Genomic DNA, 19698 nt, shown 5'->3' on the forward strand with positions numbered 1-19698 from the left:
ATGAGCGGAACTGATGAAGAGGATCTGATGGCGGACGCCTGGGCAGCCGCGCTGGAAGAGCAGGTGACTGCCGAAGCCAAGCCCGCTCCCCTCGAAGAGCTCAAGGATGATGCCCCCATCAGTGCCGAGGAGCGGCGCAAGCTGGATACCATTCTGGACATTCCGGTGACCATCGCCATGGAAGTGGGCCGCAGCCAGATCAGCATCCGCAACCTGCTGCAGCTCAACCAGGGCTCGGTGGTGGAGCTGGATCGGGTGGCGGGCGAGCCGCTCGACGTACTGGTCAACGGTACCCTGATCGCCCACGGCGAAGTGGTGGTGGTGAACGACAAGTTTGGTATTCGGTTGACCGACGTCATCAGCCAAATCGAAAGGATCAAGAAACTCAAATGATCCGCGCGTTCCCGTTACTGCTGTTGTCCCTCCCCGCACTGGCTGAACCCGGTGCGGGCGCCAATCCGCCCAGCCTCACCTCCTGGCTGCTCTCCAGCCTGATGGTGATCGGCCTCATCCTGGTGCTCGGTTTTTTGCTCAAGAAGAGCAAGATTGCCACCGCTATGGGGGGCGGCCAGATGCGGGTCATCGCCAGCCTGCCGGTGGGCTACAAGGAGAAGCTGCTGGTGGTCAAGGTGGGCGAACAGCAGCTGTTGCTCGGGGTGACGCCGCAGCAGGTCAACTTTCTCTATCGCCTGGAAGAGCCGCTGGACGAGAGCCAGCCCCAGGCATTTTCCCAGCAGCTTGGCAAATTGATGGGCAAGCATGAAAAAAGCTAACGGCTCACGGCCGCACGGTGGGCTGCTGGTCGGCCTGTTATCCCTCCTGATCCTCTGCTCGCCGCTGGCGCTGGCCCAGGACGGCATGTCGGCCGTCACCATCAAGACCATGGCGGACGGCAGCCAGGAATACAGCCTGACCTTGCAGGTGCTGGCGCTGATGACGGCGCTCTCCTTCCTGCCGGCCATGGTCATCATGATGACCTCGTTTACCCGCATCATCATAGTGCTTGGCATTCTGCGCCAGGCCATCGGCCTGCAGCAGAGCCCCTCCAACCAGGTGTTGATCGGCATCGCCCTGTTCATGTCGTTCTTCATCATGTCGCCGGTGCTGGATCGCATCAATAACGAGGCGCTGCAACCCTATCTAGCCGAGACCATCCAGGCCAAGGAGGCGCTGGAGAAGGCCGAGCTGCCCATCCACCAGTTCATGCTGGCCCAGACCCGGATCAAGGATCTCAACACCTTCATGGAGATAGCGAACGTGCAGGTGGACAAGCCCGCCGACGTGCCGCTGCGGGTGTTGATCCCGGCGTTTGTCACCAGCGAGCTCAAGACCGCGTTCCAGATAGGCTTCATGCTGTTTCTGCCGTTCCTGGTGATAGACCTGGTGGTGGCCAGTATTCTGATGGCGATGGGGATGATGATGTTGTCGCCGATGCTGGTCTCCCTGCCATTCAAGCTGATGTTGTTCGTCATGGTGGATGGCTGGAACCTGATCCTGGGATCCCTGGCCAACAGCTTCGGGCTGGGCGCCGGTGGTTAAGGGCGAGCAACGCAAGGAGCGAACGGCATGAGTCCTGAAACCTTTATCGACGTGTTTCGCGAGGCGCTCTGGCTGGTCACCATCATGGTGTGTGCCGTGATCCTGCCGAGCCTCTGCGTCGGCCTGCTGGTGGCCATCTTTCAGGCCGCCACCTCCATCAACGAACAGACTTTGAGCTTTCTGCCCCGTCTCATCGTCACCCTGTTTGCACTGGGGGCGGGGGCGCACTGGGGCTTGCAGAGTCTGATGGACTTCTTCCTGCTGATGGTGAGCCAAATTCCGGAGGTGGTGGGATGAGTGGCTTGCTCGAACAGAGCGGCCTTCTGCGCCCGTTGCCGGCCTCGATGGCCCGCAAGGTGCCGGGATGACCTACACAACCGCTCTCATCATGGAGTGGTTGTCTTCCATCGTCTGGCCGTTGGCGCGGGTGAGCGGGCTGCTGATGGTAATGGCGGTGTTTGGCAGCCGGCTGACACCGGCTCGCGTGCGCATCAGCCTGGCGCTGGCGCTGACCCTGATGATTGCCCCTTTGCTCCCCCCTATGCCCAAGATCGAGCTGTTCTCGGTCGGCAGTTTTCTGGTGCTGGGCCAGCAGTTGCTCATCGGGGTCGCGCTCGGTCTAATGACCCAGTTCCTGATGGAGAGCTTCGTGATGGCCGGCCAGATCATCGCCATGCAGACCAGCCTGGGTTTCGCTACCCTGGTGGATCCCATGAACGGCCAATCGGCACCGGTGGTGGGCCAGTTCTACCTGATGCTGGCGACCCTGGTATTTCTGGCGGTGGATGGTCACCTCATCATGCTGCGCATGGTGGTGCTGAGCTTTGATACCCTGCCGGTGTCGGACAGCGGCCTCAGCCTGCCCTCCATTCGCGATCTGATCGGTTTTCTCGGGGTCATGTATCAGGCCTCGCTGGTGATGGCGCTCTCCGCCATCGTCGCCCTGCTGCTCATCAACTTTGCCTTCGGCGTCATGACCCGTGCCGCACCCCAGCTCAACATCTTCAGCATCGGCTTTGCGGTCAGCATGATGTCGGGCCTGCTGATCCTCTGGCTCACCATAGGTGGCTTCCTCGGCCATTTCGACAGCATGTGGGAGCGGGTGCAGGAGACTAGTTGCACCCTCATCGGCACCCAGTGCCTGGGGGGCCAGTAAGATGCCGGCGGCAGGCTGGGGGCTCCATTGCCCGGGGCGGACCACCTGGGTCTGCTTTGTTGGCTTCGTGCTACTGAACAACGGCGCTCAGGCGGGTTTGATGCCTGATTGCCTCGACCTGTGCGGAGGTCAGCATGGCTGATACCGATCAGGAACGTACCGAACAACCCACGGGCAAACGACTGCAACAAGCCCGTGATAAAGGGCAGATTGCACGATCCAAGGAGCTGGGTACCGCCAGCGTCCTGCTGGCGGCCGTGTTTGGCCTGCTGATGGTCAAGGAGAGCCTGGCTGGCGCCATGGTCAAGGTGCTCACCATGGGCTTCACCCTGGATCGGGAACAGGCGTTCGATCCCAATACCATGATGACCATGCTGCCGGCCCTGCTGCGGGAGCTGCTGCACCCACTCGGTCTGCTGTTCATGCTGGTGGCCATCGCCGCCTTCGTCGGTAACACCCTGATGGGGGGCATGAACTTCTCCTCCGAGGCCATGCTGCCCAAGTGGAGCAAGCTGAGCCCGCTCAACGGCATCAAGCGGATGTTCGGGGTGCAATCCCTGGTCGAGCTGGTCAAGTCCATCGCCAAGGTGGTGTTCATCACCCTGTTCGCCTGGTGGATGCTCTCCAGCCAGTTCAACCATCTGCTCAATCTCTCCCTCGAGGGCTACCCGGGCGGCATCATAGACGCGCTGGATCTGCTGTTGTGGATGCTGATCATTCTCTGCTGTGCCCTCATTCCCATCGTGGCCATCGATGTGCCGTTCCAGCAGTGGAACCACATGCGCCAGCTCAAGATGACCAAGCAGGAGGTCAAGGACGAGTTCAAGGACAGCGAAGGCAAACCCGAGGTGAAGGGGCGGATCCGCCGCTTGCAGATGGAGATGGCGATGCGCCGCATGATGGGGGATGTGCCCAAGGCGGACGTGGTGATCACCAACCCGACCCACTACTCGGTGGCGCTCAAGTACGATACTGCCAAGCCGGGCAGCGCGCCCAAGGTAGTGGCCAAGGGTACAGATGAAATCGCAATGAAGATCAGAGAGATAGCCAGGGAGTACGAGATCCCGGTGATGCCGTCCCCGGCGTTGACCCGCGCCATCTACCACGCCACCGAGATTGGTCACGAGATCCCGGAAGGGCTGTTTGCCGCCGTGGCCCAGGTGCTGGCCTATGTCTATCAGCTCAAGAAGTTCCGCCGTGGCCGTGGTCGCCGTCCCAATCCGCTGGCCAAGGATCTGCCCATTCCAACCGAATTCCGCAAATGACAAACTTCTGACACAGTCAAAATAAAATCATTGTATTTCAATATCTTGTATTATTGGCTTGATGTTTGCTTTAATCTGGCATCAGCGGTTTGAGATTGAGAAAAACGATGAAACTCCAGGCATCATTGGGCCGAATCAAAGAGTACAAGTGGCTGTTGACCAAGGGCCTGGGGACGCCGCTGCTGGTGCTGGCCTCTCTTGGCATGGTGGTGCTGCCCATTCCGCCGCTGATGCTGGATATTCTGTTTTCTTTCAACATCGCGCTCTCCATCGTGGTGCTGCTGGTGGCCGTCTACACCCGCCGCCCGCTCGAATTTGCCGCCTTCCCGACCGTGCTGCTGATAGCGACCCTGCTGCGGCTGGCGCTCAACGTCGCCTCTACCCGGGTGGTGCTGCTGGAAGGCCACAACGGCAGTGCTGCGGCCGGCCACGTGATCGAAGCCTTCGGCAACGTGGTGATCGGCGGCAACTACACGGTCGGCATCATCGTCTTCATGATCCTGATGATCATCAACTTCGTGGTGGTCACCAAGGGTGCGGGCCGGATCTCGGAAGTTAGCGCCCGCTTCACTCTGGATGCCATGCCTGGCAAACAGATGGCCATCGATGCGGACTTGAACGCCGGCCTCATCAATCAGGAAGAGGCCAAGAAGCGCCGCCAGGACGTGACCCAGGAAGCCGACTTCTACGGCTCCATGGACGGTGCCTCGAAATTCGTGAAAGGGGATGCGGTGGCGGGGATCATGATCCTCTTCATCAACATCCTGGGCGGCTTTATCATCGGCATGGTGCAGCACCAGCTCACCTTCGGCGAAGCGGCCCAGATCTATACCCTGCTCGCCATCGGTGACGGTCTGGTGGCCCAGATCCCGTCGCTGCTGCTCTCCATTGCTGCCGCCATCATAGTGACCCGCCAGAACACGGATCAGGACATGGGCACCGCGGTGCTGGGCCAGTTGTTCGACAATCCCAAAGCCCTGATCATCTCGGCCGGTATCCTGCTGATGATGGGCAGCGTGCCCGGCATGCCCCATCTGGCGTTCCTCAGTCTGGGGGCCATCGCCGCCGCCGGTGCCTGGTGGTTGCTGCGCCGCGAGAAACAGCTGGCGGCCAAGGCGGCCAAGGGCGAGCTGATGCCGGCGAGCACGGAGCAGACCCACGAGCAGAAAGACCTGAGCTGGGACGACGTGATGCCGGTGGACATCATCGGGCTGGAGGTGGGTTATCAACTCATCCCGCTGGTGGATCGCAACCAGGGCGGCGAGCTGCTCAACCGGATCAAGGGGGTGCGCAAGAAGCTCTCCCAGGAGCTGGGTTTTCTGGTGCCTGCGGTGCATATCCGCGACAACCTGGATCTCGCCCCGAACCAATATCGCATCACCTTGATGGGAGTCAGTACCGGCGAGGCCAATGTTTACCATGATAAGGAAATGGCCATCAATCCGGGCCAGGTGTTCGGCCAGATCCAGGGGGTTGCGACCCGGGATCCCGCTTTCGGACTGGAGGCGGTGTGGGTTGCCAAGGAGCAGGTCTCCCAGGCGCAGACCCTTGGCTACACAGTGGTGGATACCGCGACCGTGGTGGCCACTCACCTGAGTCAGATCCTCTCCAACCATGCCGCCCTTTTGTTGGGCCATGACGAAGTACAACAGTTGCTCGACATGATTGGGAAGCACCAGAACAAGCTGGTGGAAGGGCTGGTTCCTGAGGTCATCACCATGGGTAACCTGGTGAAGGTATTGCAGAATTTGCTTAATGAAGGCGTGCCAATCCGTGATATGCGCACTATCCTGCAGACCCTGGTGGAATATGCCCCGCGCAGCCAGGATCCGGAAGTGCTGACGGCGGCCTGCCGTATCGCCCTGCGCCGGCTGATCGTGCAGGAGATTGCCGGCCCGGATCCCGAACTGCCGGTGATCACTTTGGCACCGGAATTGGAACGTATATTGCATCAATCCCTGCAGGCAGGGGGGGGTGATGGTGCCGGCATCGAGCCGGGTCTGGCGGAGCGGATGCAACGCTCGCTGGTGGAAGCCACTCAACGACAAGAACTGGAAGGCCAACCGGCCGTGCTTCTGACATCAGGGATACTGCGCAATACCCTGGCAAAATTTGTCAAGAATGCCATTCCTGGATTGCGCGTTCTGTCTTATCAGGAAGTGCCTGATGACAAGCAAATCCGCATCGTCAGTGCGGTAGGTCAGAACTAGTTAGCGGAGATGACGGGTGAAGATTAAGCGGTTTTTTGCCAAGGACATGCGAACGGCTCTGGCCGAGGTCAAGGAGACTCTCGGGCCCGATGCCGTCATCATGTCCAACAAGAAGGTCACCGGTGGGGTGGAGATAGTCGCCGCTGTCGATTATCAATCCCAGGTTCCGGGACCCAAAGATGCGCCGGTTCGCCGTCAGTTGAACGATGAGAGCGTCAATATCTCGTCTGCCGGACGGCAGATGACCCGCCCCGCACCGAGTCCGGCCCAGGAGCAGAACGAACATTATGCCGACACCCTGGCCGCCCTGCTGGCACGCCAGCAGAAGCTGAACCCGGCCCAGAACGGTCAGGCGGGTCAGAGCGGCGCCCCGTCGGCCGCTGCCAGCGGCGCGCCCCGCACTCTGGCCGAGCAGGGACAGTGGGGGGCAGCTCCCGAGCCCGCCAAGCCGAAGGTGAGAGCCACCGCGCCCGGCCGTGCTCCTCAATCCCCCCAGCGGGATCAGGAGATGGAGGGGATGCGCAAGGAGATGGCCAGCATCCGCAAGCTGCTGGAGCACCAGATCTCAGGTCTGATGTGGCAGGAGGTGGAGCGTCGCGAGCCGATGCGTGCCCTGCTCATCAAGGAGCTCAAGAAGATAGGGTTTGACGATGCCTTTGCCGATCAGCTGGCTGGCCTTATCCCCGAGGATATGTCGATCCATCAGGCCATGGCCCAGTTGGCCGAGGTGTTGACGGCCCAGCTCAAGATCAGCGAAGACGAAATTCTGCGGCAGGGTGGGGCGGTTGCCCTGCTCGGGCCGACCGGGGTGGGCAAGACCACCACCATTGCCAAGCTGGCGGCGCGGTTTGCCATGAAGTATGGCGCCGAGCAGGTGGCGCTCATCACCACCGACAACTACCGGATCGGTGCCCATGAGCAGCTGCAGACCTATGGTCGCATCATGGGCTGCCCGGTGCGGCAGGTGCGGGATGCCGAGGAGCTGGCCAATGCGCTTTATCAGTTCCGTCACCGCCGGCTGGTGCTCATCGATACCGCCGGGGTGGGGCAGCGCGATATCCGGCTGACCGAGCAGCTTGATACCCTGGTCAAGAATGCCAAGGTACGCATCCGCAGCTACCTGGTGATGTCGGCCACTTCCCAGCGTCGGGTGATGCAGGAAGCGGTGGACCATTTCCGGCGTATTCCATTGAGCGGCTGCATACTTACCAAATTGGATGAGAGTCTGAATCTGGGCGAAGTGATTAACGTGTGTATCCAGAATGCGCTGCCTATCAGCTATATCACTGATGGACAAAGGGTTCCGGAAGATATTCAGGTCGCCAATGCGGCACAGCTCGTCGGAGCTGCCATGGGCTCGCTGGAGCGGGAAACAGAAGAACCCTATTTCTGGGGCACAGGCTTTGGCGAGGCCGAAGATTCGGAGTTTTATGAGTAACATGTATATGGATCAGGCGAGTGGTCTGCGCAAAATGCGTCAAAACAATCGAGTAAAAGTGATCGCCGTGTCTGGTGGCAAGGGTGGCGTCGGCAAGACCAACGTGACCCTGAACGTGGCGGGAGCCATGGCCGCCCAGGGCAAACGGGTGATGGTACTGGACGCCGACCTTGGCCTGGCCAACGTGGACGTCATGCTGGGGCTGCGGGTGCATCGCAACCTGTCCCACGTGCTGGCCGGCGAGTGCACCATCGACGACATCATCGTCGAGGGCCCTTACGGCATGATGATAGTGCCGGCCACCTCGGGCACCCAGTCCATGGTCGAGCTCTCGCCGGTGCAACACGCCGAGCTTATTCGCGCTTTCAGCGAGATGAAGACCCAGGTCGACATCCTGCTGGTGGATACGGCGGCCGGCATCTCCGACATGGTGCTGAGCTTCACCCGTGCGGCCCAGGACATCATGGTGGTGGTGTGCGATGAACCGACCTCCATCACGGATGCCTACGCCCTCATCAAGATCCTTTCCAAGGAGCACGGCGTCTTCCGCTTCAAGGTGGTGGCCAACATGGTTCGCTCCTTGCGCGAAGGGCAGGAACTCTATGCCAAGCTGACCCGGGTCACCGACCGTTTCCTGGATACCTCGCTGGAGCTGGTTGCCTGCGTCCCCTACGACACCAATCTGCGAGCCGCCGTGCGCAAGCAGAAGCTGATTGTCGAAGCCTTCCCCAAGTCCCCGGCCGCGCTGGCGTTCAGAGCGCTGGCCAACAAGGCGGCAAGCTGGCCCATTCCTAACCAACCCGGCGGTCATCTCGAATTTTTCCTGGAAAATTTGCTGCAAAAGCCGGTCATAGCACAGGAAGGTTCCCGTGAATAAAGCCCAAGCGTACTTGCGTCATCAGGATTCCTATGTGCTGGTCGAGCGTCATGCTCCGCTGGTGAAGCGGATCGCCCAGCATTTGTTGGCTCGCCTGCCAAGCAGTGTCTTGCTGGATGACCTGATCCAGGCAGGTATGATTGGATTGCTCGAAGCCTCCCGCAATTTTGACGGCAGCAAGGGGGCGAGCTTTGAAACCTACGCCGGGATCCGTATCCGCGGTTCCATGCTCGACGAGATCCGGCGGGGTGACTGGGTGCCGCGTTCGGTACACCGCAACAGCCGCACCATCGCCGAAGCCATCGAAAATGTTGAACAAGCCCATGGCCGTGATGCCCGCGATAGCGAGGTAGCCGCCCAGATGGGGGTCAGCCTTGGTGAGTATCACACCATGCTGCAGGATGTCTCCTGCGGCAAGATCATCGGCATCGAAGATCTTGGCGTCAGCGAGGATGTCATCGGCCATCCCGATGACGAGCCGGGCAGCAACGGGTTTGATGAACTGGCCGCCGAACGTTTTCAAGGGGCGCTGGCCGAACACATCGGCCGCTTGCCGGAGCGGGAAGCGCTGGTGCTCTCCCTTTACTACGATGAAGAACTGAACTTGCGTGAAATAGGCGAGGTATTGAACGTCAGCGAGTCTCGCGTGAGCCAGATACACAGTCAGGCGATGCACAGATTACGCGCGCGTTTAAGAGATTGGCATGTATAAGTGTTTGTACTGGCTACACTGAAACAAAACTCTAAGGCATAATCCGCAAAACAAAACCTGCGATCTGCATCATGTAAGTGAGCCGCTCTGGCGGCTATTTAGGAGGGAATTTTGGACAAGAACATGAAAATCCTCATTGTTGACGATTTTTCAACGATGCGCCGGATTATCAAGAACTTGCTGCGTGACTTGGGATTCAACAATACCCACGAAGCAGACGATGGCAACACGGCCTTGCCAATGTTGAAAAACGGTGATTTTCAATTTGTCGTGACCGACTGGAACATGCCGGGCATGCAAGGCATCGACCTGCTCAAGGCTATTCGCGTCGATGACAAACTCAAACACCTGCCGGTGCTGATGGTGACTGCCGAAGCGAAACGCGAGCAGATCATTGAAGCTGCCCAGGCCGGCGTCAATGGCTATATCGTCAAGCCTTTCACTGCTGCAACGCTCAAAGAGAAACTCGACAAAATCTTTGAACGAATCGGCTAAGGAGCAGCAGGGATGAAGGCCAAAACGAGTGCAATGATTTCGCTCGATCAGGCAAGGATGCTTGTTGCCCATCTTGAGCAAGGTGAATTTGAACAGGCCGACACTCTCATCGCCGATGTGTGTGCTCCCAATGCGGCGGCCCTGTTTGACAAAGTGGGTCAGTTGACCCGACAACTGCATGATTCCCTACAAGATTTTCGGCTAGATCCCCGGATCCCCGATCTGGCCACCCATGAAATCCCCGATGCGCGGGAGCGACTCAGTTATGTCATCGACATGACGGACAAGGCTGCCAATCGCACCATGGATGCCGTGGAAGCCAGTTTACCGATTGCCGATCGACTCAATGACAATATTCAGCTTGTTCTGCCCAACTGGAATGCCCTGATGAGCAGAGAGATGAGTGTTGGTCAGTTCAAGTCTTTATGTCACCAACTGGATGATTTCATTAAGGCTTCTGAATCTGATGCCGATAAATTACGGCAACTGCTGACAGAAATCCTGATGGCGCAAGATTTTCAGGATTTGACTGGCCAGATGATCCGCAAGGTCATCAAGTTGGTTCAGGAAGTTGAAACTAAATTAATAGAAATGCTGACTATGTTTGGTGAGGCATCTGCTGAGCATTCTTCTCGCAGCCTTCCTGTAAGCGGGATTGAAGCTGAAGGCCCCATCATGAACCCTGAGACTCGTTCCGATGTGGTCAATGGTCAGGATGATGTGGACGATCTGCTGTCTAGCCTGGGATTTTAATGGAGTGACGCATGGCCTTCGAAGTTGATGAAGACATACTGCAAGACTTTTTGGTCGAAGCATCCGAAATATTGGAACAGTTGTCTGAACAACTGGTTGACTTGGAAAAGCGACCCGATGACAAGAATCTGTTGAATGCCATATTTCGCGGCTTCCATACCGTCAAAGGCGGTGCCGGCTTTCTCTCGCTGACCGAGTTGGTGGATGTTTGTCACGGTGCCGAGAACGTGTTCGATATCTTGCGCAATGGCAAACGGACCGTGACCGCCGAGTTGATGGATGTCATTTTGCAGGCGCTGGATGCCATCAATGTGATGTTTGCCCAAGTGCAGAATCGCGAACCGCCAAGCCCGGCTTCCGCTGAAATCCTGCACGACCTGCATGAGCTCTGCAAGCCTGAAGGGGAAGAGCAGCTGTTGACCGCTTCTGCGGGTGGCAGTGTGGCGTCTGAAGAGATGGCTCCTGCCGTTGAAGAGGTGGTTGAGGTGGCCGCAGCCATCCCGGAACCTGTCGCCGATCCCGTCCCCGCTTCTTCCGTCGTCAGTGGTGGGGGATCCATCGATGAGATCTCTGCCGATGAATTCGAACGCCTGCTCGATGAACTGCATGGGGTGGGAGGTGCTCCGACTGCTGCCGCCAGCCCGGTAGTGGCAAGCTCTGGTGATATTACCGACGATGAGTTCGAGGCTCTACTCGATCAGTTGCATGGTCAGGGCCAACATGGCGGTGCCCCTGAAAGCAATCCATTGAAATCAGTACAAAAAGAAGTCGATGAACTAATCGATGACGATGAATTCGAGCGACTGCTGGATGAATTGCACGGTCGTGGCCAGGGGCCGCAAACCAGTATTACGCCGCCAGCAGCGCCTGTGCAGATCGTGGTAGCTCCCGCTGCCGCTACGCCAGCTCCGGCAGCCAAGCCTGCCCCAGCCCCCGTTGCCGCCAAACCGGCTGCTGCACCGGCAAAAGCGGCACCAGCCCCTGCGCCAGCCAAGCAACCGGCTCCTGCTCCGGCAGACAACGCAGTACAAAGCGATACCACCGTGCGGGTGGATACCAAGACGCTGGACGTCATCATGAACATGGTGGGTGAGCTGGTATTGGTGCGTAACCGTCTGGTCAGCCTTGGTATTGCCAGCAACGATGAAGACATGTCAAAAGCGGTTGCCAACCTGGATGTGGTGACAGCAGATCTGCAGGGTGCTGTCATGAAAACCCGCATGCAGCCCATCAAGAAAGTGTTTGGTCGCTTCCCGCGCGTCGTTCGTGATCTGGCTCGTACCCTCAAGAAAGAAATCGAGCTGGTGATGGTCGGGGAAGAGACGGATCTGGACAAGAACCTGGTTGAAGCGCTGGCTGACCCGCTGGTTCACCTGGTGCGCAACTCCTGTGACCATGGCGTTGAAATGCCGGATGTCCGTGAGAAAGCAGGCAAACCACGGCAGGGCACCATTACCCTGAGTGCTTCCCAGCAGGGCGATCATATCTTGCTGTGCATCGAAGATGATGGTGCCGGTATGGATCCCGAGAAGCTCAAGTCCATCGCCATCAGCCGTGGTGTGCTGGATGCCGATACGGCGGCTCGGATGAGCGACAACGATGCCTACAACCTGATCTTCGCCCCCGGTTTTTCTACCAAATCCGAGATCTCGGACATCTCTGGCCGTGGTGTCGGGATGGACGTGGTGAAGACCAGTATCGTCAGCCTCAATGGCTCGGTGCATATCGATTCGACCTGGGGCAAGGGCACCCGTCTTGAAATCAAGGTGCCACTGACCCTGGCCATTCTGCCGACCCTGATGGTGGAAGTGGGTGAGCAGACCTTCGCGTTGCCGCTGGGCTGCGTGAACGAAATTTTCCACTTGGATCTCAAGAAGGCCAACATGGTGGATGGCCAGCTCACCATCATAGTGCGCGAAAAAGCCATCCCGCTCTTCTATCTGTACAACTGGCTGGTCAGGGGCAAGCACAAGAAGCCACGGCAGGATACGGGTCATGTGGTCATCGTGCAGATTGGCACGCAGCAGATCGGTTTTGTCGTGGATAACCTGATTGGCCAGGAAGAAGTGGTGATTAAACCGCTGGACAGCTTGTTGCAAGGTACTCCAGGCATGGCGGGAGCCACCATCACCAGCGATGGCGGTATTGCACTCATTCTCGATGTGCCGAGTCTGCTCAAGGCGTATGCCCGTAGACATTGATAGCCCAGGCCCAAGGAGTTAGAAAAATAACAATGGCAGTTAAGGTATTAGTTGTCGACGATTCGAGCTTCTTCCGTCGTCGGGTCAGCGAGATCATCACTCAGGATCCCATGCTGACGGTGATCGATACGGCTCAAAATGGACGTGAGGCCGTGGACAAGGCGATCCAGCTGCGCCCGGATGTGATCACCATGGACATCGAGATGCCCGTGATGGATGGCATCAGTGCCGTACGCGAGATCATGGCCAAGTGTCCGACTCCGATCCTGATGTTCTCCTCTTTGACCCATGAAGGGGCCAAGGCGACGCTGGATGCGCTGGATGCCGGGGCGCTCGATTTCCTGCCCAAGAAATTTGAAGATATCGCCCGTGACAAGGATGAAGCAGTTCGTCTGTTACAGCAGCGAGTCAAGGAGATTTCTCGCAAGCGTTTCCTGATGGCGGCACCTGCTCGTCCCAAAGCGCCTGAACCTGCCGCCCGTTCCCCGCTGGGTAGCTCAATCGCCCGGCCGGCAGAGCGTCAGGCCGAGCCGCCGCGCGCCATGCCAGCAGCTGCCTTCAAACGCAGTGGCAAGAGTTATCAGCTGGTGGCCATCGGTACCTCGACGGGTGGCCCGGTTGCGCTGCAGAACGTGTTGACCAAATTACCTGGTGATTTCCCTCATCCCATCTTGTTGATCCAGCATATGCCGGCAACCTTTACTGCCGCGTTTGCCGCTCGCCTCAACGGTCTGTGCCAGATCGGGGTCAAGGAAGCGGAAGATGGCGATGTGCTCAAACCTGGTCATGCTTACCTGGCTCCGGGCGGCAAGCAGATGCTGCTGGAAGGGCGTGGTGCGGGTGCCCGTATCCGGATTGTCGATGGCAATGACAAGGTGAATTACAAGCCTTGTGTCGACATCACCTTTGCCTCTGCCGCCAAAACCTATGCCGACAAGGTGCTCGCCATCGTGTTGACCGGGATGGGTGCAGATGGCCGGGATGGTGCGCGTCTGCTCAAGGAGCAGGGCTCTACCATCTGGGCACAGGATGAAGCCTCCTGCGTGGTATATGGCATGCCACAAGCGGTTGCCAAAGCCGGCATCGCCACGGAATCACTGCCGCTGGATCGGGTTGCACAACGAATCCTGGTTGAGCTGGGCCGCTAACGATGGGCATGTTCGGCCTGATCCTGGCACTGGGAGCCATCGCCATTGCCCAGTTATGGCATGGCGGCAACCTGTTCACCCTGCTTGACGGGCCTGCTTTCGTCATCGTTGTAGGAGGAACTTGGGGGGCGGTCATTTTGCAGACGCCACGCAAGTTTCTGCTGGAAGCGATCAGACAGACTCGTTGGATGTTGCTGCCTCCCGCCTGGGATCTGGTCGCCCAAGCCGAGCGACTGCAAGCCTGGGCCGTGTTTGCACGTCAGCAAGGGCTGCTGGCGCTGGAGAACCAGGCTGATCAGGAGAGCGACGAATTTACCCGGCAGGGGCTCACCATGATAGTGGACGGGGTGTCGATAGATGATATTCGCATGTTGCTGGAAGCGGATATCGACATCGAGCAGGAGCGGAACGAACACTCTGCCAGAGTCTTTGAAGCCATGGGCGGCTACAGTCCGACCATAGGTATCATCGGTGCTGTGATTGGACTTATCCAGGCCATGTTTCATCTGGAAGAGCCCGCCTCGCTGGGTGCCGGTATCGCCGTTGCGTTTGTCGCCACTATTTACGGGGTTGGCTTTGCCAACCTGTTATACCTGCCGATTGCCAACCGGTTGCGGGCTTTTCACTATCATTACGCCCTGTTTCAGGAGATGACGCTGGAAGGCTTGATGGCAATCGCCCACGGCGAAAATGGTCCTCAGGTTGAACGGCGGTTGAAGGCTTATCTAAAGGGAGAATAGCCATGCGCAAGCGCTACCGTTTGCATCTGCAAGGTCGGGAACATCTCGACCGCTGGCTGGTTTCCTACGCCGATTACATGACGCTGATCTTCGCCCTGTTCGTGGTGCTCTATTCGGTGGCGCTGGTCAACAAGGACAAGTATCGCGCGGTCATCGATGGCATGACCCAGGCATTCAACGTCATGCAGCCACGTAGCGACGGTTTGCTGGAAGGGCAGGGAAAGTCGTTGTTGAACAACGAGGTATCTGCCGCCTCCTCGGTTCTGGAGAGCGCCACAGCCCGCTCACCCTCTTTGGCTCCCATCTCAGGTGTTCCCGTCGCGCAAGATGGTATGACTCTTGCGAAGATCGATACGCAATTGCAGGAGAGCATGGGTTCTCTGGTCGATGCGGGGGTCGTCAAGTTGACGCTCAATGACAACTGGTTGACGGTCGAGCTGAGCTCAGGTCTGTTGTTCGGCAGTGGCAGCGCCTTCATGAGTACCAATGCCGATCCCGTGCTAAATACTCTTTCAAGTATTCTGAAGCAGGTCGATAACTATGTAAGAGTGCGCGGTTATACCGATAACCAGCAGATAAATAATGAAATTTTTCGTTCCAACTGGACGTTGTCTGCGGCAAGGGCGGAAGCCGTGCTTACCGCGCTTATCGCCAAAGGGATAGCGCCGCAGCGGTTGGCCTATGAAGCTTACGGGGAGTTTTCTCCCTTCACAGACAACAGTACCGAGCAGGGGCGTTTACAGAATCGCAAGGTGGTGGTCGCTATTTCCAAGTTCGCCTGGGTGCCACCCGTACCGGTATCAACTCCCTCGGTGCAGGCTGTAACGGAGACACCAGTGCCGGCAGTGCAACAGGCGGTCGAGGCAGGAGAGGTCAAGGTGATCACGCTGCCAGGTGGTGGCATACGCATAACAACGAGGCAGGATTGATACAGTGATTGTTTGGACGGTTGCCAACCAAAAGGGTGGGGTCGGTAAAACCACCACAGTGGTCTCGCTGGCCGGTATTCTGGCCCAGCGCGGCCAGCGGGTGCTGTTGATTGACACCGACCCTCATGCCTCCCTGACCTCTTATCTCGATTTTGATTCCGACCGGCTGGATGGCACTCTTTATGAGCTGTTTCAGGCGGTCAAACCAACGGCAGATCTCGTCAATAAACTGACGCTGCGCACCAAGTTTGACAACATTCATCTGCTGCCCGCGTCAATCACTCTGGCGACCCTGGATCGAGTGATGGGCAACCGTGAGGGGATGGGGCTGGTGCTCAAACGTGCACTGCTGCGCATTCAGGATCAGTACGATTACGTGCTGATCGACTGCCCGCCCGTCTTGGGGGTCATGATGGTCAATGCGCTGGCGGCGTGTGACCGGATCCTGGTGCCGGTGCAGACCGAGTTTCTGGCGCTCAAAGGGCTGGAGCGGATGATGAAGACTTTCGAGATCATGCAGCGCTCCAAGCGGGAGAAGTTCCGCTATACTGTCATTCCCACCATGTTTGACAAGCGAACCCGTGCCTCGTTGATGACTCTGCAGTCCATCAAGGAGCAGCACGGCAATGCGGTATGGAATGCCGTCATACCCATAGATACCAAGTTCCGGGATGCCAGTTTGCTTCACATTCCCCCCTCCATCTATTCGCCGAGCAGCCGTGGCACCTATGCCTATGAGACCCTGCTCAACTATCTTGATGCGCAAGAGCGTCAGCGTGCTCATGAGGTGACATCATGAGAGATACCACCCAAGTTCGGGCCATGGATGATTACTTCCACTCCCTGTTGCTGGATGATGCGCTGCTGCTGGATTCGTCTGACGAGCCTGACTCTGCCCCCGTCGTTCAGTTGCAGCGTCAGCCCCAGCCGGTTGCCGATAAGGTGGCGCAGCCTTATCTGGAAGCGGATCAACGGCTGGAGCAGTTGAGTGAATTGCTGGCTCAGGTCGGTCAGGTTCAGTTTGAAATCGATGCGCTGAGCCATGAAGAGGTCGTCAGCGAGCCGCTCCAGATTGAGGCAGAAGATGCCCTGCTGCCCGTCGAGCCAGTCTGGCCCGAGGTGATGCCCGAGCCCGCAGCTGCGGATCCTGCCACGCTGGTGGTGACGGAGACCGAAGTTGCATTGGCGCCACAGGAGGAGGTTGCCCCTTCCACCTGGGAGAATATTGATACCGGCAAGGAGTTTCAGGCGCTGTTCTTTGAGGTTGCCGGTGTCACCTTTGCGGTGCCGTTGACCGAGCTTGGCGGTATTCATCAACTGGGAGAAGTGAACACCCTGTTTGGTCAGCCAGGCTGGTACAAGGGGATCATGACTTCCCGCGAACAGAAGATGAACGTGGTGGACACGGCGCAGTGGGTCATGCCTGGCCAGCATCTGGAAGTGCCTGATTACAAGTATTTGATCATGTTGGGTGAATCTCCCTGGGGACTTGCCTGCCATCATCTGAAGGGAACGGAGTTATTGCATCGTGACCAGGTCAAATGGCGCCATCAGGAGGGCAAACGCCCCTGGCTGGCGGGCATGGTCAAGGAGAAGATGTGTGCCCTGCTGCACGTGAAGGAATTGCTCCTGTTGCTGGAGCGTGGGGTCAACATAGAAGGTCACTGATAACTTCTGCACTCGGGCTGTTTTATTGCTAGTTTTACCAGTAGACGTTTTCATAAAAGGAATAAAAACATGACAGAAAAGCGCAATATTGCACAGAATCTGGCCGAAGATGAAGTGCTGCAATGGGTCACCTTCCAGCTGGAAAATGAAACCTACGGCATCAACGTGATGCAGGTGCAGGAGGTGCTGCGCTACACCGAGATCGCTCCCGTGCCCGGTGCGCCCGAGTATGTACTGGGCATCATCAACCTGCGCGGCAACGTGGTGACCGTCATCGATACCCGTTCCCGTTTCGGTCTGCCCTCCGGAGATGTGAGTGAAAACTCGCGTATCGTCATCATCGAGGCGGAGAAGCAGGTGATCGGCATCATGGTCGACAGCGTGGCCGAGGTGGTTTATCTGCGCTCCTCCGAGATCGACGCGGCCCCGGCGGTGGGTACTGAAGAGAGTGCCAAGTTCATTCAGGGTGTCAGCAACCGCGATGGTCAGCTGTTGATCCTGGTCGATCTGAACAAGCTGCTCTCCGATGAAGAGTGGGAAGATATCGGTTCCCTCTGATAGGAAGATAATGTGTTGATGATTGAAATTGCCGCCTTGGGGTTGTCCTTGCTGGCGTTGGTGCTGGCCCTGTATGGGGTGATTGGCAGCCGACGTGGCCAGCGAGAGTCCGAGGCCAGGGTGGAGACGCTGCAAGGGCAGCTCGAGAGCCTGCGCAAGCAGATGATGGAGCTGCATACCGGGGCCATCGGCATGGGCCAGCGTCTGCAATCCGTCGAAGGGGCCATGCAGCAGATCAACGATCGCCAGCAGGAGCTGACCCTGCAGGATCCGGAACGCCGCCTGTACAGCCGCGCCGCCAAGATGGTGGAACTTGGTGCCGACCTCGATGAGGTCATGAATGAATGTGAATTGCCTAAGGCCGAGGCTGAATTGTTGATTTCATTGCGAAAAGGCCGCTCATGAATGTTCGGGAAGGCATCCGCCTTCCTGATTTTCCTCCCCTCTCTTCAAGGCGGGATCTCCCCCACAAATCCTGCTGATAATTGGCATCTTTGAAAAGACGCTTCCCGATACTGTGTTAATATGCAGGCCGCTTCTTTTCACTGATTACATCCTCATGCTGCTTCAAATTCACAATCTGAGCTGCGTGCGTGAAGATCGCACTCTGTTTGAACATCTCTCCTTTGCGGTGGCTCCCGGTGATCTGGTGCAAATTGAAGGCCCCAACGGGGTAGGGAAGACCAGCCTGCTGCGCTTGTTGACCGGCTTGTCCCAACCATTTGCCGGTGAAGTGTGCTGGAATGGCGAAAATATCCGCAGTTGCCGCGATGAATATCACGCCAATCTGCTCTATCTCGGTCATCAGCCTGGCGTCAAGGCTGCCCTGACACCGCTCGAAAACCTCGCCTTCTACCAGAAACTGCACCATGCGGCCGATACCAGCGTGGATTTGTGGCGGGTACTGGCCCAGGTCGGTCTGGCCGGGTTTGAAGATAACCCAACCGGCCAGCTCTCTGCCGGCCAGCAGCGCCGTGTCGCGCTGGCCCGCCTGTGGCTCAGCGACAAGCCGGCACTCTGGATCCTGGATGAGCCGTTCACCGCCATCGACAAGCAGGGGGTGAAGGTGCTGGAACGGCTGTTCCTGACCCACGCCGAACGAGGGGGCATGGTGATCCTCACCACCCATCAGGACATGACCCTGATGCAGGGACGGTTGAAGACCCTCTCTCTTACGCCCTTGCTGCAGGAGTAGTTCTGATGTTGCGCGCCGTAATGCACCTGATCCACCGCGAGTTGTTGATGGCCCTGCGCCAGCGCTCCGACATCCTCAACCCGCTCTGGTTTTTCCTCATCGTCATCACTTTGTTTCCGTTAGGGATCGGCCCCGAGCCCAAGCTGCTGGCCCGCATCGCTCCCGGCATCATATGGGTGGCCGCCTTGCTGGCGGCCATGCTGTCGCTGGAGCGGCTGTTTCGCGACGACTTCGGTGACGGCGCGCTGGAGCAGATGATGCTGATGCCCCATCCACTGGGCTTGCTGGCGCTGGCCAAAGTGATCGCTCACTGGTTGCTGACCGGCCTGCCACTACTGCTCATCTCCCCGCTGCTCGCCATTCTGCTGTCGCTGGACATGAACACCTATCTGGCGGTGGTCGCCACCCTGGCGCTGGGGACGCCCGTGCTGAGCCTGCTCGGGGCGGTCGGCGTCGCGCTGACGGTCGGTTTGCGCAAGGGGGGGGTACTGCTCAGCCTACTGATCCTGCCGCTCTATATTCCGGTACTGATTTTTGCCACCTCCGCCATCGATGCGGCTGGGATGGGGCTGCCCTATTCGGGGCAGCTGGCGATTCTGGGGGCCATGCTGGCCGGTGCGCTGACCCTGACCCCGCTGGCGGTCTCGGCAGCGCTGCGGGTCAGCGTGAATTGACGAAAGCGTCTGAAAAAGTGGCCATGGAAGGGCCGTTATAAAAAATATAATTGAGATAGATCAAGAGGATGGCTGCTTATTGCTTTCGGGGGATGTGATGTTTTCCGGCAGTGGGTATGGTAGGCCTCGCCACGATATTA

Annotated in this window: 22 protein-coding genes; all 22 read left to right on the top strand. The window is 58.2% G+C overall.

Features of this window, described 5'->3' with window-relative positions; all coding sequences use genetic code 11:
• The 22 genes from fliN (at nucleotide 1) to ccmB (ending at nucleotide 19558) form a co-directional block, all read left to right on the top strand.
• Complete coding sequence (gene fliN / locus R2E40_RS06755) at nucleotides 1-393, top strand: flagellar motor switch protein FliN (protein WP_011705280.1); 393 nt, start codon at nucleotides 1-3, stop codon at nucleotides 391-393.
• Nucleotides 390-773 (top strand): flagellar biosynthetic protein FliO, encoded by a 384-nt coding sequence (gene fliO, locus R2E40_RS06760; RefSeq protein WP_017778741.1) that lies wholly within the window; start codon nucleotides 390-392, stop codon nucleotides 771-773. The genes fliN and fliO overlap by 4 nt, the downstream gene beginning before the upstream one ends.
• On the top strand, nucleotides 760-1539 hold the full coding sequence (gene fliP / locus R2E40_RS06765; protein ID WP_016350054.1) for a flagellar type III secretion system pore protein FliP: 780 nt from the start codon (nucleotides 760-762) through the stop codon (nucleotides 1537-1539). The genes fliO and fliP overlap by 14 nt, the downstream gene beginning before the upstream one ends.
• Nucleotides 1540-1566: 27 nt before the next feature.
• Nucleotides 1567-1836, top strand: coding sequence for a flagellar biosynthesis protein FliQ (gene fliQ, locus R2E40_RS06770; protein WP_011705282.1), 270 nt, complete (start codon nucleotides 1567-1569; stop codon nucleotides 1834-1836).
• A gap of 67 nt (nucleotides 1837-1903) precedes the next feature.
• Nucleotides 1904-2695 carry a flagellar biosynthetic protein FliR gene (fliR, locus tag R2E40_RS06775; RefSeq protein ID WP_011705283.1) on the top strand — a complete coding sequence of 264 codons (792 nt, stop codon included), beginning with the start codon at nucleotides 1904-1906 and terminating at the stop codon, nucleotides 2693-2695.
• 134 nt (nucleotides 2696-2829) lie between these two features.
• Nucleotides 2830-3960 carry a flagellar biosynthesis protein FlhB gene (flhB, locus tag R2E40_RS06780; protein WP_318165061.1) on the top strand — a complete coding sequence of 377 codons (1131 nt, stop codon included), beginning with the start codon at nucleotides 2830-2832 and terminating at the stop codon, nucleotides 3958-3960.
• 107 nt (nucleotides 3961-4067) lie between these two features.
• Entirely contained in the window at nucleotides 4068-6170 is a 2103-nt protein-coding gene (flhA, locus tag R2E40_RS06785; protein WP_029301481.1) for a flagellar biosynthesis protein FlhA, read from the top strand.
• 16 nt (nucleotides 6171-6186) lie between these two features.
• On the top strand, nucleotides 6187-7608 hold the full coding sequence (flhF, locus tag R2E40_RS06790; RefSeq protein WP_318165062.1) for a flagellar biosynthesis protein FlhF: 1422 nt from the start codon (nucleotides 6187-6189) through the stop codon (nucleotides 7606-7608).
• Between the two features lies 1 nt (nucleotide 7609).
• Complete coding sequence (locus R2E40_RS06795) at nucleotides 7610-8485, top strand: MinD/ParA family protein (protein ID WP_010634619.1); 876 nt, start codon at nucleotides 7610-7612, stop codon at nucleotides 8483-8485.
• The gene (locus R2E40_RS06800) at nucleotides 8478-9197 is read left to right on the top strand and encodes an RNA polymerase sigma factor FliA (RefSeq protein WP_011705288.1); all 720 of its coding nucleotides are present in this window, start codon (nucleotides 8478-8480) and stop codon (nucleotides 9195-9197) included. The genes R2E40_RS06795 and R2E40_RS06800 overlap by 8 nt, the downstream gene beginning before the upstream one ends.
• Before the next feature lie 111 nt (nucleotides 9198-9308).
• Nucleotides 9309-9692, top strand: a complete 384-nt coding sequence (gene cheY / locus R2E40_RS06805; protein ID WP_010634617.1) for a chemotaxis response regulator CheY — start codon at nucleotides 9309-9311, stop codon at nucleotides 9690-9692.
• 12 nt (nucleotides 9693-9704) lie between these two features.
• A complete protein-coding gene (locus R2E40_RS06810; RefSeq protein ID WP_318165063.1) occupies nucleotides 9705-10445 on the top strand; it encodes a protein phosphatase CheZ in 741 nt (246 codons plus the stop codon).
• 11 nt (nucleotides 10446-10456) lie between these two features.
• Nucleotides 10457-12646: a chemotaxis protein CheA gene (locus R2E40_RS06815; RefSeq protein ID WP_318165064.1), complete on the top strand. Its 2190-nt coding sequence runs from the start codon at nucleotides 10457-10459 to the stop codon at nucleotides 12644-12646.
• Between the two features lie 32 nt (nucleotides 12647-12678).
• Nucleotides 12679-13794 carry a protein-glutamate methylesterase/protein-glutamine glutaminase gene (locus R2E40_RS06820; protein ID WP_017409957.1) on the top strand — a complete coding sequence of 372 codons (1116 nt, stop codon included), beginning with the start codon at nucleotides 12679-12681 and terminating at the stop codon, nucleotides 13792-13794.
• Nucleotides 13795-13796: 2 nt separating this feature from the next.
• Entirely contained in the window at nucleotides 13797-14534 is a 738-nt protein-coding gene (locus tag R2E40_RS06825) for a flagellar motor protein (RefSeq protein WP_318165065.1), read from the top strand.
• Nucleotides 14535-14536: 2 nt separating this feature from the next.
• Nucleotides 14537-15463 (top strand): OmpA family protein, encoded by a 927-nt coding sequence (locus tag R2E40_RS06830; protein ID WP_318165066.1) that lies wholly within the window; start codon nucleotides 14537-14539, stop codon nucleotides 15461-15463.
• A 4-nt stretch (nucleotides 15464-15467) separates the two neighbouring features.
• Complete coding sequence (locus tag R2E40_RS06835) at nucleotides 15468-16262, top strand: ParA family protein (protein WP_318165067.1); 795 nt, start codon at nucleotides 15468-15470, stop codon at nucleotides 16260-16262.
• A complete protein-coding gene (locus R2E40_RS06840; protein ID WP_318165068.1) occupies nucleotides 16259-17131 on the top strand; it encodes a chemotaxis protein CheW in 873 nt (290 codons plus the stop codon). The genes R2E40_RS06835 and R2E40_RS06840 overlap by 4 nt, the downstream gene beginning before the upstream one ends.
• A gap of 69 nt (nucleotides 17132-17200) precedes the next feature.
• A complete protein-coding gene (locus tag R2E40_RS06845; RefSeq protein WP_005298836.1) occupies nucleotides 17201-17689 on the top strand; it encodes a chemotaxis protein CheW in 489 nt (162 codons plus the stop codon).
• Between the two features lie 18 nt (nucleotides 17690-17707).
• Entirely contained in the window at nucleotides 17708-18094 is a 387-nt protein-coding gene (locus tag R2E40_RS06850; protein WP_011705296.1) for a DUF2802 domain-containing protein, read from the top strand.
• Nucleotides 18095-18248: 154 nt separating this feature from the next.
• Nucleotides 18249-18884, top strand: a complete 636-nt coding sequence (gene ccmA, locus R2E40_RS06855) for a cytochrome c biogenesis heme-transporting ATPase CcmA (protein WP_011705297.1) — start codon at nucleotides 18249-18251, stop codon at nucleotides 18882-18884.
• A 5-nt stretch (nucleotides 18885-18889) separates the two neighbouring features.
• Nucleotides 18890-19558 (top strand): heme exporter protein CcmB, encoded by a 669-nt coding sequence (gene ccmB / locus R2E40_RS06860; protein ID WP_011705298.1) that lies wholly within the window; start codon nucleotides 18890-18892, stop codon nucleotides 19556-19558.
• Nucleotides 19559-19698: the final 140 nt, after the last annotated feature.

Origin of the sequence: Aeromonas sp. CD (assembly GCF_033349375.1) — a bacterium.
GTDB classification, from domain to species: Bacteria; Pseudomonadota; Gammaproteobacteria; order Enterobacterales; family Aeromonadaceae; genus Aeromonas; species Aeromonas hydrophila.

What these genes read in the sequence shown, in the direction of transcription:
- R2E40_RS06845 (WP_005298836.1), top strand. Translation starts at nt 17,201, where the DNA reads ATGACAGAAAAGCGCAATATTGCACAGAATCTGGCCGAAGATGAAGTG.
- ccmA (WP_011705297.1), top strand. Translation starts at nt 18,249, where the DNA reads ATGCTGCTTCAAATTCACAATCTGAGCTGCGTGCGTGAAGATCGCACT.
- R2E40_RS06810 (WP_318165063.1), top strand. Translation starts at nt 9,705, where the DNA reads ATGAAGGCCAAAACGAGTGCAATGATTTCGCTCGATCAGGCAAGGATG.
- fliQ (WP_011705282.1), top strand. Translation starts at nt 1,567, where the DNA reads ATGAGTCCTGAAACCTTTATCGACGTGTTTCGCGAGGCGCTCTGGCTG.
- fliO (WP_017778741.1), top strand. Translation starts at nt 390, where the DNA reads ATGATCCGCGCGTTCCCGTTACTGCTGTTGTCCCTCCCCGCACTGGCT.
- flhA (WP_029301481.1), top strand. Translation starts at nt 4,068, where the DNA reads ATGAAACTCCAGGCATCATTGGGCCGAATCAAAGAGTACAAGTGGCTG.
- R2E40_RS06850 (WP_011705296.1), top strand. Translation starts at nt 17,708, where the DNA reads ATGATTGAAATTGCCGCCTTGGGGTTGTCCTTGCTGGCGTTGGTGCTG.
- R2E40_RS06830 (WP_318165066.1), top strand. Translation starts at nt 14,537, where the DNA reads ATGCGCAAGCGCTACCGTTTGCATCTGCAAGGTCGGGAACATCTCGAC.
- R2E40_RS06815 (WP_318165064.1), top strand. Translation starts at nt 10,457, where the DNA reads ATGGCCTTCGAAGTTGATGAAGACATACTGCAAGACTTTTTGGTCGAA.
- R2E40_RS06795 (WP_010634619.1), top strand. Translation starts at nt 7,610, where the DNA reads ATGTATATGGATCAGGCGAGTGGTCTGCGCAAAATGCGTCAAAACAAT.
- R2E40_RS06820 (WP_017409957.1), top strand. Translation starts at nt 12,679, where the DNA reads ATGGCAGTTAAGGTATTAGTTGTCGACGATTCGAGCTTCTTCCGTCGT.
- ccmB (WP_011705298.1), top strand. Translation starts at nt 18,890, where the DNA reads ATGTTGCGCGCCGTAATGCACCTGATCCACCGCGAGTTGTTGATGGCC.
- fliN (WP_011705280.1), top strand. Translation starts at nt 1, where the DNA reads ATGAGCGGAACTGATGAAGAGGATCTGATGGCGGACGCCTGGGCAGCC.
- R2E40_RS06840 (WP_318165068.1), top strand. Translation starts at nt 16,259, where the DNA reads ATGAGAGATACCACCCAAGTTCGGGCCATGGATGATTACTTCCACTCC.
- fliP (WP_016350054.1), top strand. Translation starts at nt 760, where the DNA reads ATGAAAAAAGCTAACGGCTCACGGCCGCACGGTGGGCTGCTGGTCGGC.
- R2E40_RS06825 (WP_318165065.1), top strand. Translation starts at nt 13,797, where the DNA reads ATGGGCATGTTCGGCCTGATCCTGGCACTGGGAGCCATCGCCATTGCC.
- flhB (WP_318165061.1), top strand. Translation starts at nt 2,830, where the DNA reads ATGGCTGATACCGATCAGGAACGTACCGAACAACCCACGGGCAAACGA.
- fliR (WP_011705283.1), top strand. Translation starts at nt 1,904, where the DNA reads ATGACCTACACAACCGCTCTCATCATGGAGTGGTTGTCTTCCATCGTC.